Source organism: Xanthomonas sp. SHU 166 (assembly GCF_000364685.1).
GTDB lineage: Bacteria > Pseudomonadota > Gammaproteobacteria > Xanthomonadales > Xanthomonadaceae > Xanthomonas_A > Xanthomonas_A sontii.
In genome coordinates this window covers 1-18,992 of the sequence record NZ_AQOJ01000128.1, presented here as the reverse complement: position 1 = coordinate 18,992, position 18,992 = coordinate 1, and the positions used below count along the sequence as shown (strand labels likewise).

The following is an 18,992-nucleotide window of genomic DNA, read 5'->3' as shown; positions in this document are numbered from 1 at the left end:
CCCCCCCGCCGGTACCGGCTTGCCGGCGGCGTCCACCGTCGCCGCCTTCAGCGTCCATGCCCAGCGCGAGAAATCCACGCCGCCCACGAGCAATCCGATCGGCGGCATGATGATCTTCTCGACCAGCGCGGTGACGATCTTGCCGAACGCGGCACCGAGCACCACGCCGACCGCCAGGTCCAGCACGTTGCCGCGCATGGCGAATTCCTTGAATTCGCGGATCATGCTCATCGGGACTCCTCTCTTGTCAGTGCGGGCCTGTCGCCGCGGCGCTAGCCTAGCGCAGTCGCCGTGGTGGTCGAATCACAGGCGCGCGTATGTCGCGCGACAGGCGTGCCCCTTAGCCGACGATGCGGCCGTGCCGCTCGGCCACGTTCTCCAGGCGCGCGCTGAAGCGATCGCCCGGGCGCAGCGCGGCCACGCCGGCCGGCGTGCCCATGAACACCAGATCGCCGGCGCGCAACGCGAACAGCTTGGACAGCTCGTGCAGGATCTCCGGCACGTTCCAGATCATCTGCTCCAGCAGCGACTGCTGGCGCACCTCGCCGTTGACTTCCAGCGAGAGGTTCAAGGCCTCCAGCGCCCCGACCTCGCCAGCCGGGATCAGCTCGCTGATCGGCGCGGAGGCGTCGAAGCCCTTGGCGATGTCCCACGGCAGGCCCTTGGCCTTGGCCGCGGCCTGCAGGTCGCGACGGGTCAGGTCCAGGCCCACGCCATAGGCCAGGATCAGCGCCTCGGCGCTTTCCACCGGCAGCACGCCGGCCGGCGCGTCCTGGCCCAGCGCCACCACCAGTTCCACCTCGTGGTGCAGGTCCTGGGTCGCGGACGGGTAGGGGATGGCGTCGTCGCCGATCACCAGCGCATCGGCCGGTTTCATGAAGAAGGTCGGCTGGCCGCGTTCGGCTTTCGAGGCCGGCGCACTGGCGCCCATCTCACGCGCGTGGTCGGCGAAGTTGCGGCCCACGCAGTAGATGCGATGCACCGGAAACAGGCCCTGTCCACGCACGGGAACGCGCGGAGCCTCGGCAGCAGCGAACAGGTCTTTCATGAGCATGCATCCAACGAGAGGGGATGCAGCAGTTTAGCGGGTCGGGTTCAACCCGATTCCAACAGGGAAGCGGATGTCGCTCTCACGATTTCCCAATCCCGATTCCCCATTCCCAGCTCTAAAGCGGCAAGGCCGGCTTGCGCACCACTCGATACTCGCCATCGACCACATGCCGGCGCGCGGTGGCCGGGCGCTTGCCGCGCTGGCTCAGCAGCTTCATGGCGATGCCGCCCAGGATCATCGCCGCGCCCACGAACACGCTGACGAACACCAGCCCGGCCAGGATCGCCAGGCCGAGCAGGCCCACGGCCAGCTTCACCAGCGGATGGCGCGGCTTGCGCGGCGCGAACAAGTGCCGGAATTGGTCGAAATTGAAGAGGCGAGCGCGCATGGCAGAACTCTGTTTCAGTTTGAACCGAAGGGGCGCAGTATCGGCGCTGTTTTATGTGACGGAGTGAAAACTTCGTTAAGCGAAAAATTAACACTTTCCGGTCAGGGGCTTGCATGTGCTCGTCGGGTGAAGGGCGTGCGGCGTCACGGCTGCCGATCGCCCATGCCAGAATGACCACCCCTTGCTGCCCGCGCTGCGTTCCATGACCGAATCATCTGCCGTGCTGGCGCCGCTGCACGACCTGGTTTCCGGCGAGCTGGCCGAGGCCGAGGCGCTGATCGGCGGCGAGCCCGAATCGCTGCTGCTGTACCGCGAGGGCGACCGCGTGCGTGCGTGGTTGAACGTGTGCCCGCATGCCGGGCGCCGCCTGGACTGGGCGCCGGGGCAGTTCCTGAAGAGTCGCGAGGGCCACGTGGTGTGCGCCGCGCATGGCGCCGCGTTCGAACTGCAGGGCGGCGCGTGCGTGTCCGGCCCGTGCCGCGGCCAGAGCCTGCATGCGGTGCCGGTGGAGGTGCGGGCAGGGCAGGTGGTGCTGGTCTAGCGCGCAGCACGCGCGCTTGCGGTGCGACGCACGCTACAGCGCGTGCCACCAGCCCATCGACATCAGGTTGACCATCAGCACCACCACCAGGGTGTAGACCAGCGACAGCGGGCCGCCGACGCGCCACAGTTCGCGCGGCTGGTAGTTGGCCGGGCCGGTGATCATCGAGATCACCGGATTGGACGCGGTCATCAGGTTGTTGGACGCCGACAGCGCCACGATCAGTGCGAACGCGGTGGGATTGCCGCCGGCCGCCAGCGCCAGGTTGACCGCGATCGGCACCATCACGATGGTCGCGCCGACATGGCTGATCACCAGCGAGAACGCGGTGGTCAGCAGGCCCAGGGCGATCTCCAGCGCCCACACCGGCATGCCCTCGGGTAGTCGCGCAATGGTATGCCCGGCGACCCAGGCCGCCGCGCCGCTGCTGTCCATCGCCCAGCCCAGCGGGATCAGCCCGGCCATCAGGAACACGGTCTTCCAGTTGATTGCCGCGTAGGCCTCGTCCATGCGCAGCACGCCGGTCAGCAGCATGCCGGCCACACCGGTCATCAAGGTCAGCGCCACCGGCAGCCTGGAGGTCAGCGCGATCAGGATGGTGAGGGCGAAGATCGTCATCGCGATCTTGAACTTGTGCGGGCGGTGCTCGCCCTTGGGGTAGTCGGTGACCACCACGAAGTCGCGGCTTTCCGAGGCCTGCGCCAGATCCTGCCAGATGCTGTGGAACACCAGCATGTCGCCGGCGCGCAGCGGCACCTTGCGCACGTCCTCGCGGATCACCTGCTTGTCGCGGTTGATCGCCAGCAGGCTGATCCCGGCCTGCTTGCGCAGACGCAGTTCGGCCGCGCTCTTGCCGATGAAGCGCGAGGTCGGCGGGATCACCGCCTCGGAGATGCCGGCGCGGCTGGGGTTGAACAGGTCGCCGAGGTTGCGCAGGCGCGAGGACAGGCGCAGGAACTGGTTCTGCGCGAAATCGGCGACCTGCTGGCGCGCGCCCATCACCCCGAGCACGCTGCCGACCCAGATGCGCATGTCCGCCGGCGGCGCCAGGCGGGTGTCGTTGCCGGTCTTCAGGGCGAGCAGCAGCGGTGCGTTGTGCACGGTCTCGGCCTCGCCCAGGGTCATGCCGACCAGCGGGCTGTCGGCGCTGACGATCAGCTCGAACACGTCGCCTTCGATGCCGTAGGTGCGGGCGAAATAGCTTTCGGTGCGCGCCGGGGTGACGCCGTCGTTGATCAGCCGCTCTTCTTCGGCCAGCGCCTTGTCGCCACGCACGCGGAAATAGATCAGCGAGGCCGCCAGCAGCGCCACGCCGATCGGCAGCGGCGCGAACATGCGCAGCGGCTCGATGGTGGCCATGCCCGAGGGCAGGTTGTTGTTGGCCGACTGCAGCAGGTCGTTGAGCAGGATCAGCGGCGAGTTGCCGACCATGGTCAGCGCGCCGCCCATCACGATGGCCGCGGCGATCGGCAGCAGCAGCCGCTGCAGGGTCAGCCCGGTGCGCCCGGCCAGGCGCGAGGCCACCGGCAGGTACAGCGCCATCACCGAGGGGTTCTGCATGAACGAGGAGTTGAGCCCGGCGATGGCGGTGGTCAGCAGCATCAGCCGTTCCTCGACCCCGCGTGCGCGGCGCAGCAGCCACGACGCCAGCCGGTTCAGCGCACCCGTGCGCTCCAGCCCGGCGCCGAGGATGGTGGTGGCGATGATGCTCATCACCGCGTTACCGGAGAAGCCGCTGAACAGCTCCTCCGGCGCGATCAGCCCGGTCACCCCGAGCACCACCAGCACCACCAGCGCCACCACGTCGGCGCGGATCCGCTCGAACACGAACATCGCCATGGTGAAGCCGACCAGCCCGAGCACGAGCTTCATATCGGTGGTCAGCGTCAGCGCGGTGTCCATGCGAGGCCGGGAATGGGGAATCGGGAATGGAGAATGGCAGAAGCGGCCGGTCGTCGCAGGTCGTCGCTATCGGGGAGCGGCAGGCGAACCCGCTTCCGATTCCCGATTCCCCGTTCCCGATTCCCGGTCGTACAGCAAATCCCACACCCCATGCCCCAGATTCTGGCCGCGGGTCTCGAAGTGGGTCTGCGGGCGCCAGTCCGGGCGCAGGACGTGGCCGCGCGGGCCGGCGCGGTTGACCAGGCCGGGGGTGGCGTCGAGCACGTCCCACATCTGCTCGGCGTAATCGGCCCAGTCGGTGGCGCAGTGCAGGCGGCCGCCGGCGCGCAGCTTGCGCACCAGCAGCGCGGCGAAGGCCGGCTGCAGCAGGCGCCGCTTGTTGTGGCGCTTCTTGTGCCAGGGGTCGGGGAAGTAGATGCGCACTTCGTCCAGGCTGCCGTCGGCGATCTCGTGCTGCAGCACCTCCACCGCATCGTGGTGGTACAGGCGCACGTGATCGGCGCCGTCCTCGGCCAGGGCGTTGAGCAGGCGGCCCACGCCCGGCGCGTGCACCTCGATGCCGATGTAGTCGCGGCTGCGGTCGTGCTGTGCGGCATGGCGCAGCGCGGCGCCGTTGCCGAAGCCGATCTCCAGCACCTTGGGCGCGCTGCGGCCGAAGGTGGCGTCCAGATCGCGTGGCTGGCCGCGGTAGTTCAGGCCGAAGCGCGGCCACAGCGCGTCGAACGCGCGCTGCTGCGCCGGGGTGAAGCGCCCCTGGCGCAGCACGAAGCTGCGCACCTGGCGATGGCCTTCCTCGACGGTGAAGGGTTTCGGCGGGGTCTTGGCGCCGGCGCTGGAGAACGGATCGGTCATGCCTGCGACCTCATCCGATCAGTCCGTCGACCGGCGAGGAGGCGCTGGCGTAGCGCTTGCGCGGGATGCGCCCGGCCAGGAACGCCTCGCGGCCGGCCTCCACCGCCTTGCGCATGGCGCTGGCCATCAGCACGGGGTTGCGCGCGCCGGCGATGGCGGTGTTCATCAGCACGCCGTCGCAGCCCAGCTCCATCGCGATCGCCGCGTCCGAGGCGGTGCCGACGCCGGCGTCGACGATGATCGGCACCTTGGCGTTGTCGATGATCTCCAGCAGGTTGTAGCGGTTCTGGATGCCCAGGCCGGAGCCGATCGGCGCGGCCAGCGGCATCACCGCCACGCAGCCGATCTCTTCCAGGCGCTTGGCCAGGATCGGGTCGTCGCTGGTATAGACCATCACCTCGAAGCCGTCGGCGACCAGGATTTCCGCGGCCTTGAGGGTCTGCACCACGTCCGGGAAGAGGGTGCGCTGGTCGCCCAGTACTTCCAGCTTGGTCAGGTTGTGGCCGTCGAGCAGTTCGCGCGCCAGCCGGCAGGTGCGCACCGCGTCCTCGGCGGTGTAGCAGCCGGCGGTGTTGGGCAGAATGGTGTACTGCTCCGGCGGCAGCACGTCGAGCAGGTTGGGCTCGCCCGGATTCTGGCCGATGTTGCTGCGGCGGATCGCCACGGTGACGATCTGCGCAGCGGCGGCCTCGGTGGCCAGGCGGGTCTGTTCGAGATCGGCGAACTTGCCGGTGCCGGTGAGCAGGCGCGAACGGTAGGGTTTGCCGGCGATCACCAGCGCATCGTGGGGGGCGGGAGCGTTCATCGGCGGATTATCGCCCATCGCACCGGCCCTGCCGAGCCCCGCACCTGCGCGCGGCGGTGAGATTCAGCCGCCGCCCAGCGCGTGCACGATCTCGACCCGGTCGCCTGCATGCAGTTCGTGCTCGGCATGCGCGCCGCGCGGCACGATCTGGCCGTTGACCTCGACCGCCACGCGCCGCTGGCCCAGCCCTTCGGCCTGCAGCAGCGCGGCCACGGTGGTGGCCGGCGCCAGCGCGCATTGTCTGCCGTTCAATTCGATGTTCATGCCATCATTGTGCAATGCGCGCCGTGGGCGTGCGAGTCGCAATCTTGCGGCAGTGCAACGTGAGCGTGTCCGGCAGAGGTGGAATGATGTCGGCCATGCGGCTACGTATGGTGCGGCCGCTTCCCCGTTTCGCTGCATTTCTCGTGTTCCATTTCTGCCCGGGAGGGCTTCCATGACTTCGTCCATCCGTCCGCTCCGCTCGCTGCTCGCCGCCGCGATCGTGCTCGCCGCCGCGCCTGCGTTCGCGCAGTCCACCTACAGCCGCACCGTGTTCTTCGGCGACAGCCTGACCGACGCGGGCTACTACCGTCCGCTGCTGCCGGCCTCGGTGCGTGCGGTGACCGGCCAGTTCACCACCAACCCCGACTTCGTCTGGGCGCAGTACGTGGCCGAGTACTACGGCACCAACGCCGCCGCCAACGGCAACGGCCAGATCGGCGACGACTATGCCGCCGGCAATGCCCGTGTCGGCGTGGCCAACCCGAGCGCGCTGGGCGTGGCACCGTCGCTGGCCACCCAGGCCAGCAACTACCTGGCCGCCAACGGCGGCAAGGCCGACCCGAACGCGCTGTATTCGGTGTGGGGCGGTGCCAACGACCTGTTCGCCATCGCCGGCGGTGCGCCGGTGCAGGCCACCATCGGCAATGCCGTGACCGCCGAAGTGGGCATCGTCGCCAGCCTGCAGAACGCCGGTGCGCGCTACGTCATGGTCAACAACCTGCCCGACGTCGGCATCACCCCGCGCTTCCGCGCTGGCGGCGCCGCGGCGATGGCGCAGGGCACCGCGCTCGCCACCGCCTACAACACCGCGCTGTTCTCCGGTCTCAAGAGCGCTGGGCTGCGGGTGATCCCGGTCGATACCTTCCACCTGCTGCAGGAAGTGGTGGCCAACCCGGGCGCCTACGGCTTCACCAACGTCACCGGCACCGCCTGCCAACCGCAGATCACCGCGCAGTCGCTGACCTGCAACCCGACCAGCTACGTGAGCGCCGATGCCGCCGACACCTACGTGTTCGCCGACGGCGTGCACCCGACCGGCCGCACCCATGAACTGCTGGCGCAGTACGCGCTGTCGATCCTGGAAGGCCCGCGCACCCAGCAGATCCTGACGCACTCGGCGCAGATGGTCGGCCGCTCGCGCGCCGACCAGGTCGCCTGGCACGTCGACGGTCGCCCGGAAGCGGATGGCGTGCGCTGGTGGGGCAACCTGCGCGGCGACATGCAGCGCTACCAGCACGGCGACCTGTACGACGGCATGGCTCCGGCCGGTCTGTTCGGCGTGGACTGGTCGCGTGGCGAGTGGGTGTTCGGCGGCTTCGGCGGCTTCGGTCGCACCGATGCCGACTTCGGCAACCGCGGCGGCGACTACACCCAGGACGACAGCACCCTCGGCGGCTTCGCTGGCTGGTACGGCGAGCATGCCTGGGTCAACGCCCAGGTCAGCTACACCTGGCTGAGCTACGACGTCACCCGCAAGGTCAACCTCGGCCCGGCCACCATCGAGCACAAGGGTTCGCCGGACGGCAGCAACCTGACCGCGGCGCTGCAGGGCGGCTACGAGTTCGGCGAGGGCAGCTTCAAGCACGGCCCGGTGGCCGCGGCGATCTGGCAGAAGGTCAAGCTCGATGGCTACACCGAGAGCAACCCGAACTCCAGCGCGCTGGGCTACAGCGACCGCGACGTCGAGTCGATGGTCGGCCGCATCGGCTGGAAGGCCAGCATCGATGCCGGCACGGTGAAGCCGTACCTGCAGGCCACCTACGACCACGAGTTCAAGAAGAACCAGGAAGCCACCGCGTACCTGCAGACCATGTCCGACCTGGGCGAGTACGCGGTGCCGGGCATCAACTTCGACCGCAACTACGCGTCGGTGGTGCTGGGCGCGCGGACCAAGCTGTGGGGCTTCGAGAGCAACGTCGGCCTCGCCACCACCACCGGCCAGTCGCGCGCGCACGACACCTCGCTGTTCGTGAACTTCGGCGGCAGCTTCTAAGCACTGCCCGACGTTGCCTGCCTTGCCCGGCTGTGTGCCGGGCAGGGTGGGGCAGATGGGGTGACGTAAACCAACGGCATTGGATGCCAGTTGTGGGAGGGGCTTCAGCCCCGACGCCTCTGATCTCGAGCCGTCGGGACTGAAGCCCTTCTGCATTTCCAGGGCACGCTGCTGGGAGTGCCGGGATCGCCCGCGCGCTGCAGCCGCATTGCGCCGATTTCTTGCGCAACCCCCGGCCCAGCGCATAGACTGCACCGGCGACGCGGGCGTAGCTCAATGGTAGAGCTGTAGCTTCCCAAGCTACTGACGTGGGTTCGATTCCCATCGCCCGCTCCACGTTCCAACTTAGTCTGAAAGTGATTGACTGGGTTGAAGATTCAGGCCGATTGATGATTCCGAGCGATGCCCTCCGAGGTATCAATCGAGGTATCAATCTTGCCCAAGCCTCTGATCATTTCGCGCTCGGCTGGCCTGTATGCGCGCTTCTTTGTTCCCGCTGATCTGAAGCCCATGGTCGGCGCGCGCTACGTCTTTTCGACCAAGGCGAGTATCTTGGAACCATCCAATTTACTGGCTTGATTTTCTATAGGTCGGGCTTGGCGGACGATCGCGTGGGTTGAGAAGTGGAGCGCGCTTTGAGGGGCATGAAAGACGTATCGCTTTGGTGCGTCTTGACCACATTCGGAAATCGGTTGTCTCCGGCAAGACAAGAGTGAACTTCATTTTGCAAATTTCAAGCGAGAATATGAATCTGGCCTCGATAGACGAGATTTTCGTCGGTCGGGGATTTTCAAGTATCCAGGGCGAGATGTCTCTGGCGACCGCAGTTTTTGGGTCTGATAGCTATCAAAGGTTCATCAAAAATCAGTCCTTTCCAGAATTCTTTGTTGCCGCTAAGGAGCGTGAGAGTGAGCTTGGCGTCCGACTCGCGGAGTGGAATGCCACCTCTCGAGAAGAGGTTAGTAAGGCCATTGAGCTTATCTTGGATGATCCTATTCTCGATTTCTTGCGAAAGCGTGATTTGTTCGTGCGGTTCTTTCCTGAGCAACTCGGACAGATGCTCTCTGCGCATCTGCCGGCATATCAAAAAAGCGTCGAGCAGGAGGTTGAAAATCTCTGCATCGTCACGCGTGGAGCGGCCATCGATTTGAAGGGAGGCGAAGCGATTGTTGCGCGGAAGCAAATATTCAATGAGGTGGCGAGAGACGCCTTTGCGAAAATTGGGCTATCTGTTGCCGGCGAGAAGGATGGGCTGCTTCACTTTTCTGGGGTGGGAAACGACGGTGCCAAGTTTTCGGCGCAGATGGAGCCTTTATCCCTCACTAGAATATACTTGACGTATATGTGGCCGACCATTCGATACTGGCCTTTGATGTATTTTAGCTTGGTCGTTAAGAAGAGAGTGAAGGGCGAGAAGAAAGCGGCGATCATGATGCCGCCCGGCGTCCAGTCGTTGGCAGCGCTGCGCTTGGGCAAATACGAAGACAGTCACTCGCTAGAAATTGCTGTGCGCGCCTTGGTGCTCTGGATCGAACTGGGATTTTTCGGTGGCCCAGCCAAAAAGAACTGTTGAAATGATCAGAACTTTGAGCTTTTCCGGGTGTCTGGTTGCGCTCTGCTCAGAGCAGGCCTTCGCAGTCACATGCACGACAGTGCCTTCCAAGGCCGGAAACAAGCGCATTGGACTGCACTAGGCGCGAAGCCCGAGCGTGTGATGGGTTTCGTTGAGGCGATAGAGGGTGAAGTCATTTTCTTCGATCACGATTTCATTCACGCAGCACGGCTCCTGCTTGATGCGCCAATAGCGCCTCAGCGAAAGTCCTAGGCATTGCAGCAGAAGTACCCGATTGATGCTGTCGTGGCCGACGAGGACCACGGTCTGGCCGCTGTGATGGTGCAGGATGTTCTGTAGAACCCGCATGGCGCGAACCAGGACATCCGCCAGCGTTTCGCCTCCTGGGATCACTGCGAGGTCGGGCATGGCGAACCAGGTCCGTGCCATCTCTGGCCAACCCGCACCTACCTCGTCGTGCGTCAGTCCCTGCCACTGGCCGTAATCGATGTCGGACAGGTCGTCCAGGGTCGTGGTCGGCACGCCGGTCGCTTGCGCGATTGCCGCACCGGTCCGCACGCACCGCGACAGCGGACTGGTGTAGATCGCGTGCGGTGTCCAGCTTTGCGCGACGCGCGTCGCCAAGGCTGCGGCTTGCAGTTCGCCAAGCTGCGATAGCGGCAGTTCCGCACGCCCGCGGAACCGCTCGGGTGCAATCCAGTCGACATGCCCATGGCGGGCGAGGATCAGGGTGGTCATGGCCCCTTTCTCTCATTGTCTTGTCGAACCAGCGCTGAGCGGTCGCGAGCCAGCCGAGACAGCCGCCGGCGCACTGTCAAACCCGCTTCATCGACCAGCGCTAGGCTGGCAAACGCCTGAGCGTTCGCTCGTTGCCGGTGTTGCTTCTCGTGGTCGATCACAGTCGTCGTCGTTTTCTCACCCGCACGTCCATGGCCCTCGGGGCTGGTGCGGCCATGCCGCTGTTGCCGGGTGTGATTCGCAGTGCGCTGGCGGTGCCGCCGGCGCGGGTCACCGGCACGCTGCAGGACGTGCAGCATGTGGTGATCCTGATGCAGGAGAACCGCTCCTTCGATCATTACTTCGGCTGCCTGCGCGGGGTGCGCGGCTATGGCGATCCGCGGCCGCTGCGGCTGCCCAGCGGCAAGCCGGTCTGGTACCAGCCTGAGCGCAAGGGCAGCGATCGTTACGTGCTGCCGTTCCGGCTCAACAGCCAGACCAGCAGCGCGCAGTGGATGAAGGATCTCAACCACGACTGGAAGGGCTCGCACGAGACCTGGAAGCACCACGATGCCTGGATCGCGCAGAAGAGCGCGATGAGCATGGGCCACTTCCAGCGCGAGGACCTGCCGTTCTACTACGCGCTGGCCGACGCCTTCACCCTTTGCGACGGCTACCACGCCTCGCTGTTCGGCCCGACCAATCCCAATCGCATGTACATGTTCACCGGCACCAGCGGCCTGAGCGTCGGCAACGACGGCGAGCAGGCGGTGAACAACCGCGACGACGGCAACTGGACCGCGGACATGGCGCGCGACAATCCGCGCTTTCCCGGCTACACCTGGAGCACCTACTCCGAGCGCCTGCAGCAGGCCGGCATCAGTTGGCAGGTCTATCAGGAGTTCGATAACTACGGCGACAACAGCCATCCGTACTTCGCCAACTTTCGCAAGCTGGACCGCGCGTCGCCGCTGTACCGCCGCGGCCGCGCCATCGTGCCTGGCTCCACCGCCGACAACGCCAAGGCCTCGCGCGGCGAACACCTGGTCGCCGCGTTCGAGCGCGACGTGCGCGCCGGCACGCTGCCGCAGGTGTCGTGGATCGTCGCGCCGTACCTGCTCAGCGAGCATCCCGAGGCCACCCCGGCCTATGGCGAATCCTTGAGCGCGCGGCTGCTGGAGGTGCTGGCCGCTTCGCCGGAGGTCTGGTCGAAGACGGTGTTCCTGATCAACTACGACGAGAACGACGGCTTCTTCGACCACGTGCCGCCGGCGTTGCCGGCGATCCGGCCGGAGCTGGGCGCCAGCAACGTGGATCTGCATGGCGAGGACTATCACGGCGTGCCGGTCGGGCTGGGGCCGCGGGTGCCGATGCTGGTGGTGTCGCCGTGGAGCCGCGGCGGCTGGGTGAACTCGCAGGTGTTCGACCACACCTCGGTGCTGCGCTTCCTGGAGCAGCGTTTCGGCGTGATGGAGCCGAACATCAATCCCTGGCGCCGCGCGGTTGCCGGCGATCTGACCTCCACGCTGGACTTCGTCGGCCACGATTCGGCGCCGGTGGCCTTGCCGGACACCCGCGACTACATCGCCCGCATCGATGCCACCGCGACGCTGCCGCCGCCACAGCGCCCTGCCCAGCAGGCGCTGCCGGTGCAGGAGCCCGGGCAGCGCCCGGCACGCGCGTTGCCGTACGATTTCGATGTGCGGCTAGAGGTGCAGGCGAACGCGCGCGTGTTGCGCATGCGCAACCGCGGCGGGGCCGGCGTTGCGCTCAATGCCTATGCCGACGAGGGTGTGGCCGGGCCCTGGTTCTACACGCTGGCCGCCGGCAGCGAGCTGCAGGATGCGCGCCCCTGGCGCGGCGCTGCCGCCGATGCCGGCTACGCGCTGCGCGTGCATGGCCCCAACGGTTTCCTGCGCGAGTTCCATGGCGACGGGATCGGCGATGCCGGTCTGCAGGCCGAGGCCGACTACGATGTTGCCGCGCAATGCTTGCTGCTGACGCTGGTCAATGCCGGTGAGCAGCCCTGCGCGTTGCGCGTGCGCGACGGGTATCGCGGCGATGGTGGCGAGCAGGCGATCACGCTGGCTGCCGGTGATCGCACCGTCCTGCGTCTGCCTCTGCAGGCGCAGCACCACTGGTATGACCTGACCATCGACAGCGCGACTTTGCCGCAGTGGCGGCGGCGCCTGGCTGGGCACATCGAGACCGGCCGGCCGAGCATGAGCGATCCGGCGATCGGCCGCGCGGTCGACGCGTAGTGGCTGCACTGGCGTTCCGATGCGTGGCCAGGCTTCTGGCTGAGCACGGACACTGCTTGAGCAGGTCCCATAGGTAATGTGGCCGCTGTAGAAGTCACTGTGATCCGGGTTCACTAAGCGAGGCCATTGGCGCTTTGACCCTGTTGCAGTCGGGACTGAAGTCCCTCCCACAAGGATGGGGGCGGCCTTCGACGTCGCTGCCAGCAGGTGCGCATGACGCCCGGCGATGCGCCGGCGGTGGCGGCAGATTCAGTCGCGATCCTTTCGAGCGCATGCGATTCTGAAACGACGGCCAATGCCGCATGTCCATCCCCGTGCCCTGCAAGTTCGCCTCGCTCCCAAAACGCAAACGCCGCCGCTGCAAGAGCAGCGGCGGCGCGTGATGCCTTCCCTGGCAGTGTCGCGTCGGCTCAGAACTTGCCGCTGAAGGTGACGAAGAACTGGCGCGGCGCACCGGCCATCAGCGTCTGGTTGTAGCCGTTGGGGTCGGAGACGACGTAGCCGTTGGTGCCGACGGTGGCGAAGTAGCGCTTGTCGAACAGGTTGGTGACGTTCGCGCTCAGGCCCAGGTTCTGGAACATGCCGACCTGGCCGAAGTCGTAGCCGGCGCTGAGGTCGAAGCGCCAGTAGCTGGGCACCGACGAGTCGTTGAGGTAGCTGATGTAGCGGCGGCCGGTGTACTTGCCGTCCAGCGAGGCGTGCCAGCCGGCGTTTTCGTAGGCCAGGCTGCTGGAGAACATCCACTCGGGGATGCCGACCACGCGCTTGCCGGAGGTCGCCACCACGCCGCCATTGAGGTAGTCGTCCTGGTAGGTCGAGTCGTCATAGGACAGCGAGTTCAGCCAGCGCAGCTGTTCGATCGGACGCCAGATCACCGCCAGGTCGGCACCCTGGCTACGCACCGAACCGACGTTGTTGAGCGTGGCCGAGCAGGTCTGGATCGCGCTGCACGGCGAGGTCACCAGCAGGCGGTCGTCGAAGGTGGTGTGGTACAGGGCCAGCGACGCTTCCACGCCGGCGCCGCGCACGCGGTAACCCAGTTCGTAGGTCTGCGCGGTCTCCGGCTCCAGCGAGCCCTTGATCGCATTGAACGCGGCCTGCGATTCCTGGAACGGGGTGAAGCCGAAGCCGGCCATGTTCTTGTTGTAGGAGGCGTAGACCTCCTGGTGATCGTCGATCTTGTAGTTGATGCCGACCTGCGGCAGCAGGTCCGAGTCGGCCTTGATCTCGCCGGCGGCATTGGACGCGGACGGCACCTGCGACTGCGCGGTGGTGTCGACGATTAGCTTCTTGGCGCCGAAGTTCAGGGTCAGGCGCTCGTCCATCAGGCGCAGCGTGTCCTGCGCGTAGACCATGGTCGTGTCGGTATCGTAGTGCTGGGCGAAGCCGCGCGCGAACAGGGTGCCGTTCTTGTTGAAGTAGTACAGATCGGTGAACGGGCCGTCGAGCAGGAAGTAGTTGCGCTCCTGCACGGTCTTGGCGTTCTGGTACCAGCCGCCGATCTCGATCTCGTTGCCGGCCACGGTGAAGTTCAGCGAGCCGGTGACGCCATGGCGGTTGAGGCGGTAGTCGGTGGTGCGCATCGACAGCGGCACGCTGGGCGAGGACGCGACGTACGGCGTGGTCCACTGGCCTTCGCCGTTGTTGTCGTGGTAGTAGCCGGTCAGGTTCAGCGTGGCGCTGCCGCCGAGGTTGAACGTGCCGCTGAGCGCGGCCAGGTTGTCGCGGCGCAGGCCGGCGCCGGAGTAGTAGGACGCGTCGGCCTTGTCGTAGTCGGCCGGCAGGCCGTTGAGGCTGGCCGGGTAGCTGCCCTTGCCGTTGAGCGCGTTGGCGATCTGCACCGCGCTGTTCCAGTCCGGCATCAGGTAGTCCCAATCCCAGCCGAGCACCCGCTGCGAGGTCAGCGACAGGTCCATGATGTCGTATTCCTTGCGGTGCGAGCTGTCCAGGTACAGGCTGACCCGGTTGCCGTCGCCCCACTGGTACAGCGCCTTGGCGTTGGCCTGGTTGTACTCGTTGTTGCCGTAGCCCTTCCACTTGTCCATTTCGCCATGCACCAGCGAGGTGTACAGCGAGAAGCCGTGGATGTCGCCGGTGTCGCCGCGCAGGTAAGTGCGGCGGGTGCTGTCGGAGCCGAGGGTCTGGCTGAAGCGGAAGCCGGCGTCGGCATCCGGATCGGCCGAGTAGTAGCGCACGGTGCCGCCGAGGTTGCTGCTCGACGGCGTGCCCAGGCCGCCGGCGCCCTGCGCCAGCTCCACCGAGGCCACGTTCTCGGAAATGATCGCGCGGGTCACCTGCAGGCCATCGGTGACGCCGTAGCTCATGTTGCCCAGCGGCACGCCGTCCAGGGTGAAGCCGAGGCGGCTCTGGTCGAACCCGTGCAGGCTGATCGCGGTGGACCATTCGTAGGCGCCGAACGGGTCGGCCGACTGGAACTGCACGCCGGGCAGCTTGTCCAGGACCTTCAGCGCGCTGGTGCCGGGGGCGGCGATTCCGATGTCCTCACGGGTGATGCGCTGCACCTGGCGGGTGGTGCCGCTGGACACGACGGTGATCGCGTCGAGCATGGTGGCATCGTTGCCGCTCGCGCTGGCCGCCGCATCGGCGGTTGCGGTGGCGGCGGCCGGCGCGGTCTCGGCCAGCGCGGCGAAGGCCGGCAGGGCGGACACGATGGCGAGCACCAGCGCGTGCGGGCGCAAGGATCTGGAAGTGGGGGTCATCGAAAGTCACCAATCAAGAGGGGGAGACGTTCCGGTCCTGCCGCGCGGGGCGCGGGCAGCCGGCACCGGGCCGGTACGCGGCCCGCCCGCCACGATGCAACGGTTTTGTGAACGTTTCGGGGCGGTCCGATGTCGGCTGTGGGACAGCGCGCGGACGGTGGGTGATGGCGATCACCGCGCATCCTGGCCTTGCCACGACGTCGGCACCTGCGGCGACGTGCGGCATCGCGGCGCCGTTGGCGCGACGTATGATGCCGGGCCAGCCACCGCCGCCGCCTTCGATGAAGCTCGCCATCCTGTCCCGCAATACCAAGCTGTACTCGACCCGGCGCCTGGTCGAGGCCGGCCGCGAACGCGGGCACACGGTGCGCGTGCTCGACCCGCTGCGCTGCTACATGCGCATCGCCGCCGGCGCTTTCACCATGCATTACAAGGGCAAGCCGATCACCGGCTACGACGCGGTGATCCCGCGCATCGGCAACTCGGTGACCCGCTACGGCACCGCGGTGCTGCGGCAATTGGAGATGATGGGCGTCTGCACGCCCAACCCGTCCGACGCGATCCTGCGCGCCCGCGACAAGCTGCGCGCGCACCAACTGCTGGCGGCCAAGGGCATCGACATGCCGATGACCGTGTTCGGCGACAACCCGGACGACACCGGCGATCTGCTGTCCATGCTCGGCCCGCCGCCGCACGTGGTGAAGTTGAACGAGGGCACCCAGGGCACCGGGGTGATCCTGACCGAGAAGGCCAGCGCCTCGCGCGGCGTGGTCGAGGCGCTGCGCGGGCTGTATGCCAATTTCCTGGTGCAGGAGTTCATCGGCGAGGCCGAGGGCGCCGACCTGCGCTGCTTCGTGGTCGGCAACCAGGTGGTGGCGGCGATGCGCCGCACCGCGCCGGAGGGCGACTTCCGCTCCAACCTGCATCTGGGCGGCACCGCCGAGAAGACCGCGGCCAGCCGTGGCGAGCAGGAGGTCGCGGTACGCTCGGCCAAGGCGTTGGGCCTGGGCGTGGCCGGCGTCGATCTGATTCGCTCCAAGCGCGGGCCGCTGGTGCTGGAGGTCAACTCCACCCCGGGTCTGGAAGGCATCGAGACGGTCTGCGGACTGGATATCGCCGGCAAGGTCATCGAGTACCTCGAAGCTTGCCTGAAACGAAAGAAATCAGGGACTTAGTCGCATTACTGGCCGTTCGTTCTGGCTTAACACCGGTTTAATTCCGCCCTGCGTAAGCTTCTCCGGACCGCAGCTCTGCCCTCCTCAGCAGGAACGGTAATCGGGATAGAAAAACTTTCGGCCCAGGCAGCCCCGCTGCCTGGGTCTTTTTCTTGGGCGATTTGTTGGCGAGCGCAGCCCCCGGCCGGCGCCGGGTTCGCGCTTGCGGGCATGTTTGCGCGGCGGCTACATTGCGAAGGAATGTGGGGGGGGCTGCGGAATGCAGGAAGCCCTGATCGGTCATGGCGCCAAGGTGAGGCGCCCATGAACGTGAAGAAAGTGTTCGCACTGCAACTCAGTACAATTCGGCAGCGAGCTGACTCGGGTGAACGTGTTCAAGAAGGAGGCGAGCCTGGCTTGGCGCAGGCGTTGCCGAAGAACGAATGGCAGACCGCGCCGTTTGCGAGCGCTGAAGCTGGCGAGCGGATCGGCTGGAGCGAGAACTGATAGCGGCGACGCGCTGTCCAAGGCAGCGAATCGTCAGGTGGATCGCGAGGGCGAAAGTTCGCCTGGGCATCCATCGGAACGCATTGCAAATACCATGGCGGCGTGCCGCCGTGGACGACGAGGAGGCGCGGCATCCGCGGCGCACTCTACTGATACGTAGTACGACTGACGGGGTACATGTTGGTGCGAATTCTAGTGATCGAAGACAACAGCGACATCGCTGCCAATCTCGGCGACTACCTCGAGGATCGCGGTCATACCGTCGATTTCGCTGCCGATGGCGTCACCGGTCTGCACCTGGCGGTGGTGCACGAGTTCGATGCGATCGTGCTCGACCTCAACCTGCCCGGCATGGACGGCATCGAGGTCTGCCGCAAGCTGCGCAACGAAGCGCGCAAGCAGACGCCGGTGCTGATGCTCACGGCGCGCGATTCGTTGGACAACAAGCTCGCCGGCTTCGATTCCGGCGCCGACGACTACCTGATCAAGCCGTTCGCGCTGCAGGAAGTGGAAGTGCGGCTCAACGCGCTGTCGCGCCGCGGCAAGGGCGTGCACACCCGGGTGCTGGAGACCGGCGATCTGGAATACAACCTGGATACGCTGGAAGTGCGTCGCCAGGGCAAGCTGCTGCAGCTCAATCCCACTGCGCTGAAGATCCTGCAGGCGCTGATGGAAGCCGCGCCGGCGGTGGTGACCCGGCAGGAACTGGAAACCCGCGTCTGGGGCGAGGAACTGCCCGATTCCGATTCCCTGCGCGTGCATATCCATGGCCTGCGCGCGGTGGTGGACAAACCGTTCGACGTGCCGATGATCCAGACCCGTCACGGCATCGGCTACCGCATCGCTGCACCCGATGCCTGAAGCGCCTGCGTTGCCGCGTGTGGTGCGGCGGCGCGGACGCTACCGCCGCCGCCTCCGCAGCCGCATCATCCTCTCGTTCGTGCTGTTGGGCTTCGGCCTGACCGCACTGTTCGCGTTCGCCACCAACTGGGCGCGGGCACGCGTGGAGAACCAGCTGGTCGAGGTGGTGCTGAACCGCAACATCGACGAGTACTCGCACCGGTTCTTCTCCGATCCGTCGAAGAACCCGGATCTGCCGGTGCAGCAGATGGTCGGCCGGGTGGTCAAGAGCGACCGCTTCGAGGCGCTGCGGCGCGAGCAGCCGGAGTGGTACAACTTCTCCGACGGCATCCACAACGTGTCCGGTCGCGACGAAACCGGCAAGCCGTTCTCCTACAAGGTGGCGGTGCGCAAGACCCCGAACGTCTGGTTCTTCCTCGCCTATGACATGACCCAGACCATGCAGGGCGAGGTGCAGCTCAAGCGCACCCTGATCCTGTCGGTGCTGGTGTTCAGCGCATTGTCGCTGGTGATCGGCTGGTGGTCGGCGTCGCGAGTGATGCGGCCGGTGTCGGACCTGGCCGCACGCCTGCGCGCCTATCGCGGCAGCAGCGATCCCAAGCCGCTGGCGCCGCACTTCCCCGACGACGAGGTCGGCCAGCTGGCCGAGGCGCTGGACGACTATTCGGCGCGCCTGACCGAAGTGGTGCAGCGCGACCGCGAGTTCAATGCCGACGTCAGCCATGAACTGCGCACGCCGCTGGCGGTGATCCGCGGCGCCACCGAGCTGCTGCTGACCCGTCCCAATCTCGACGAGAAAGTGCTGCAGCGCCTGCAGCGCATCCAGCGCGCCGAACAGCAGTGCAGCGACTTGATCGGGTCGCTGCTGCTGCTGTCGCGCAACGAGCGCGGGCAGGGCCACAGCAACGTCGCCAAGGTGGCCGAGCAGTTGATCGAGTCGCATCGCGCGCAACTGGGCGGCAAGCCGCTGCAGTTGCTGCTGGAAGGCGAGCGCAACCTCACCATCGATGCACCGGAAGCGGCGCTGTCGGTGGCGCTGGGCAATCTGATCGGCAATGCCGTCAAGTACACCCAGGAAGGCCAGGTGGTGGTGCGGGTGCTGAGCGACGCGGTGCAGGTGATCGATTCCGGCCCGGGTCTGAGCGAGGAGGACGCGGCCAAGCTGTTCCAGCGCGGCTACCGCGGCACCCACGCCGGCCATTCGCAGGGCGGTGGCATCGGTCTGTCCATCGTCAGCCGCCTCTGCGATCTCTATGGTTGGCAGGTCAACGTGCGTCCGGGCGCCACCAAGGGCGTGGTGGCGACGCTGTGGTTCAGGCCGGCCTGAGGCTGGCGACGGCGCTTCGGCCATCGCGTAGATACCGTCTTTCCCCCTAGCAGGCAAGGCCCCTTTTCGGGTCGAA

General features: G+C 66.5%; 17 protein-coding genes and 1 tRNA gene. 9 read left to right on the top strand and 9 right to left on the bottom strand.

Translation table 11 applies throughout. From position 1 onward, the window contains the following. The 3 genes from mscL to D180_RS05100 form a co-directional block, all read right to left on the bottom strand. Positions 1–231, bottom strand: a 231-nt coding sequence (gene mscL, locus D180_RS05110; protein ID WP_017911953.1) for a large conductance mechanosensitive channel protein MscL, incomplete at its 3' end; no start/stop codon positions are given. A gap of 109 nt (positions 232–340) precedes the next feature. Continuing rightward, positions 341–1,048, bottom strand: coding sequence for a fumarylacetoacetate hydrolase family protein (locus D180_RS05105; RefSeq protein WP_017911952.1), 708 nt, complete (start codon positions 1,046–1,048; stop codon positions 341–343). A 118-nt stretch (positions 1,049–1,166) separates the two neighbouring features. Then, positions 1,167–1,439: a hypothetical protein gene (locus D180_RS05100; protein ID WP_010341808.1), complete on the bottom strand. Its 273-nt coding sequence runs from the start codon at positions 1,437–1,439 to the stop codon at positions 1,167–1,169. Between the two features lie 202 nt (positions 1,440–1,641). Here D180_RS05100 and D180_RS05095 point away from each other — a divergent pair, with 202 nt between their 5' ends. Next, positions 1,642–1,980 carry a Rieske (2Fe-2S) protein gene (locus D180_RS05095; protein ID WP_043090506.1) on the top strand — a complete coding sequence of 113 codons (339 nt, stop codon included), beginning with the start codon at positions 1,642–1,644 and terminating at the stop codon, positions 1,978–1,980. Between the two features lie 33 nt (positions 1,981–2,013). Here D180_RS05095 and D180_RS05090 read toward each other — a convergent pair whose 3' ends face one another. The 4 genes from D180_RS05090 to thiS form a co-directional block, all read right to left on the bottom strand. Continuing rightward, complete coding sequence (locus tag D180_RS05090; protein WP_010341810.1) at positions 2,014–3,882, bottom strand: SLC13 family permease; 1,869 nt, start codon at positions 3,880–3,882, stop codon at positions 2,014–2,016. Between the two features lie 66 nt (positions 3,883–3,948). After that, entirely contained in the window at positions 3,949–4,734 is a 786-nt protein-coding gene (gene trmB / locus D180_RS05085; RefSeq protein WP_017911950.1) for a tRNA (guanosine(46)-N7)-methyltransferase TrmB, read from the bottom strand. Positions 4,735–4,744: 10 nt separating this feature from the next. Further along, positions 4,745–5,539 (bottom strand): thiazole synthase, encoded by a 795-nt coding sequence (locus D180_RS05080; RefSeq protein WP_017910410.1) that lies wholly within the window; start codon positions 5,537–5,539, stop codon positions 4,745–4,747. Positions 5,540–5,602: 63 nt separating this feature from the next. Continuing rightward, a complete protein-coding gene (thiS, locus tag D180_RS05075) occupies positions 5,603–5,803 on the bottom strand; it encodes a sulfur carrier protein ThiS (RefSeq protein ID WP_017911949.1) in 201 nt (66 codons plus the stop codon). 172 nt (positions 5,804–5,975) lie between these two features. On the opposite strand from thiS, the gene D180_RS05070 reads away from it, so the two are divergent. From D180_RS05070 to D180_RS05060, 3 genes are all read left to right on the top strand, one after another. After that, positions 5,976–7,796, top strand: a complete 1,821-nt coding sequence (locus tag D180_RS05070) for an autotransporter domain-containing esterase (protein WP_017911948.1) — start codon at positions 5,976–5,978, stop codon at positions 7,794–7,796. A gap of 262 nt (positions 7,797–8,058) precedes the next feature. After that, a tRNA-Gly gene (locus D180_RS05065) sits at positions 8,059–8,132 on the top strand. A gap of 376 nt (positions 8,133–8,508) precedes the next feature. Then, positions 8,509–9,369 carry a hypothetical protein gene (locus D180_RS05060; protein WP_198526514.1) on the top strand — a complete coding sequence of 287 codons (861 nt, stop codon included), beginning with the start codon at positions 8,509–8,511 and terminating at the stop codon, positions 9,367–9,369. A 117-nt stretch (positions 9,370–9,486) separates the two neighbouring features. On the opposite strand, the gene D180_RS05055 is transcribed toward D180_RS05060, so the two are convergent. Continuing rightward, on the bottom strand, positions 9,487–10,107 hold the full coding sequence (locus tag D180_RS05055) for a histidine phosphatase family protein (protein ID WP_017911946.1): 621 nt from the start codon (positions 10,105–10,107) through the stop codon (positions 9,487–9,489). A 191-nt stretch (positions 10,108–10,298) separates the two neighbouring features. Between D180_RS05055 and D180_RS05050 the strand changes: the two genes are divergently transcribed. Then, the gene (locus D180_RS05050; protein WP_081616403.1) at positions 10,299–12,347 is read left to right on the top strand and encodes a phospholipase C, phosphocholine-specific; all 2,049 of its coding nucleotides are present in this window, start codon (positions 10,299–10,301) and stop codon (positions 12,345–12,347) included. A gap of 410 nt (positions 12,348–12,757) precedes the next feature. Here the strand turns inward: D180_RS05050 and D180_RS05045 are convergent, their stop codons facing one another. After that, a complete protein-coding gene (locus D180_RS05045; protein WP_026143299.1) occupies positions 12,758–15,067 on the bottom strand; it encodes a TonB-dependent receptor in 2,310 nt (769 codons plus the stop codon). 281 nt (positions 15,068–15,348) lie between these two features. Between D180_RS05045 and rimK the strand changes: the two genes are divergently transcribed. The 4 genes from rimK (at position 15,349) to D180_RS05030 (ending at position 18,916) form a co-directional block, all read left to right on the top strand. Beyond that, complete coding sequence (gene rimK, locus D180_RS05040; RefSeq protein ID WP_017911943.1) at positions 15,349–16,242, top strand: 30S ribosomal protein S6--L-glutamate ligase; 894 nt, start codon at positions 15,349–15,351, stop codon at positions 16,240–16,242. Positions 16,243–16,545: 303 nt separating this feature from the next. Continuing rightward, positions 16,546–16,728, top strand: coding sequence for a hypothetical protein (locus D180_RS23795; RefSeq protein WP_157835424.1), 183 nt, complete (start codon positions 16,546–16,548; stop codon positions 16,726–16,728). 183 nt (positions 16,729–16,911) lie between these two features. Then, positions 16,912–17,589, top strand: coding sequence for a response regulator transcription factor (locus D180_RS05035; protein ID WP_010340533.1), 678 nt, complete (start codon positions 16,912–16,914; stop codon positions 17,587–17,589). Further along, positions 17,582–18,916, top strand: a complete 1,335-nt coding sequence (locus tag D180_RS05030; protein WP_043090504.1) for a HAMP domain-containing sensor histidine kinase — start codon at positions 17,582–17,584, stop codon at positions 18,914–18,916. Before D180_RS05035 ends, D180_RS05030 begins: the two co-directional genes overlap by 8 nt. Positions 18,917–18,992 lie beyond the last annotated feature (76 nt).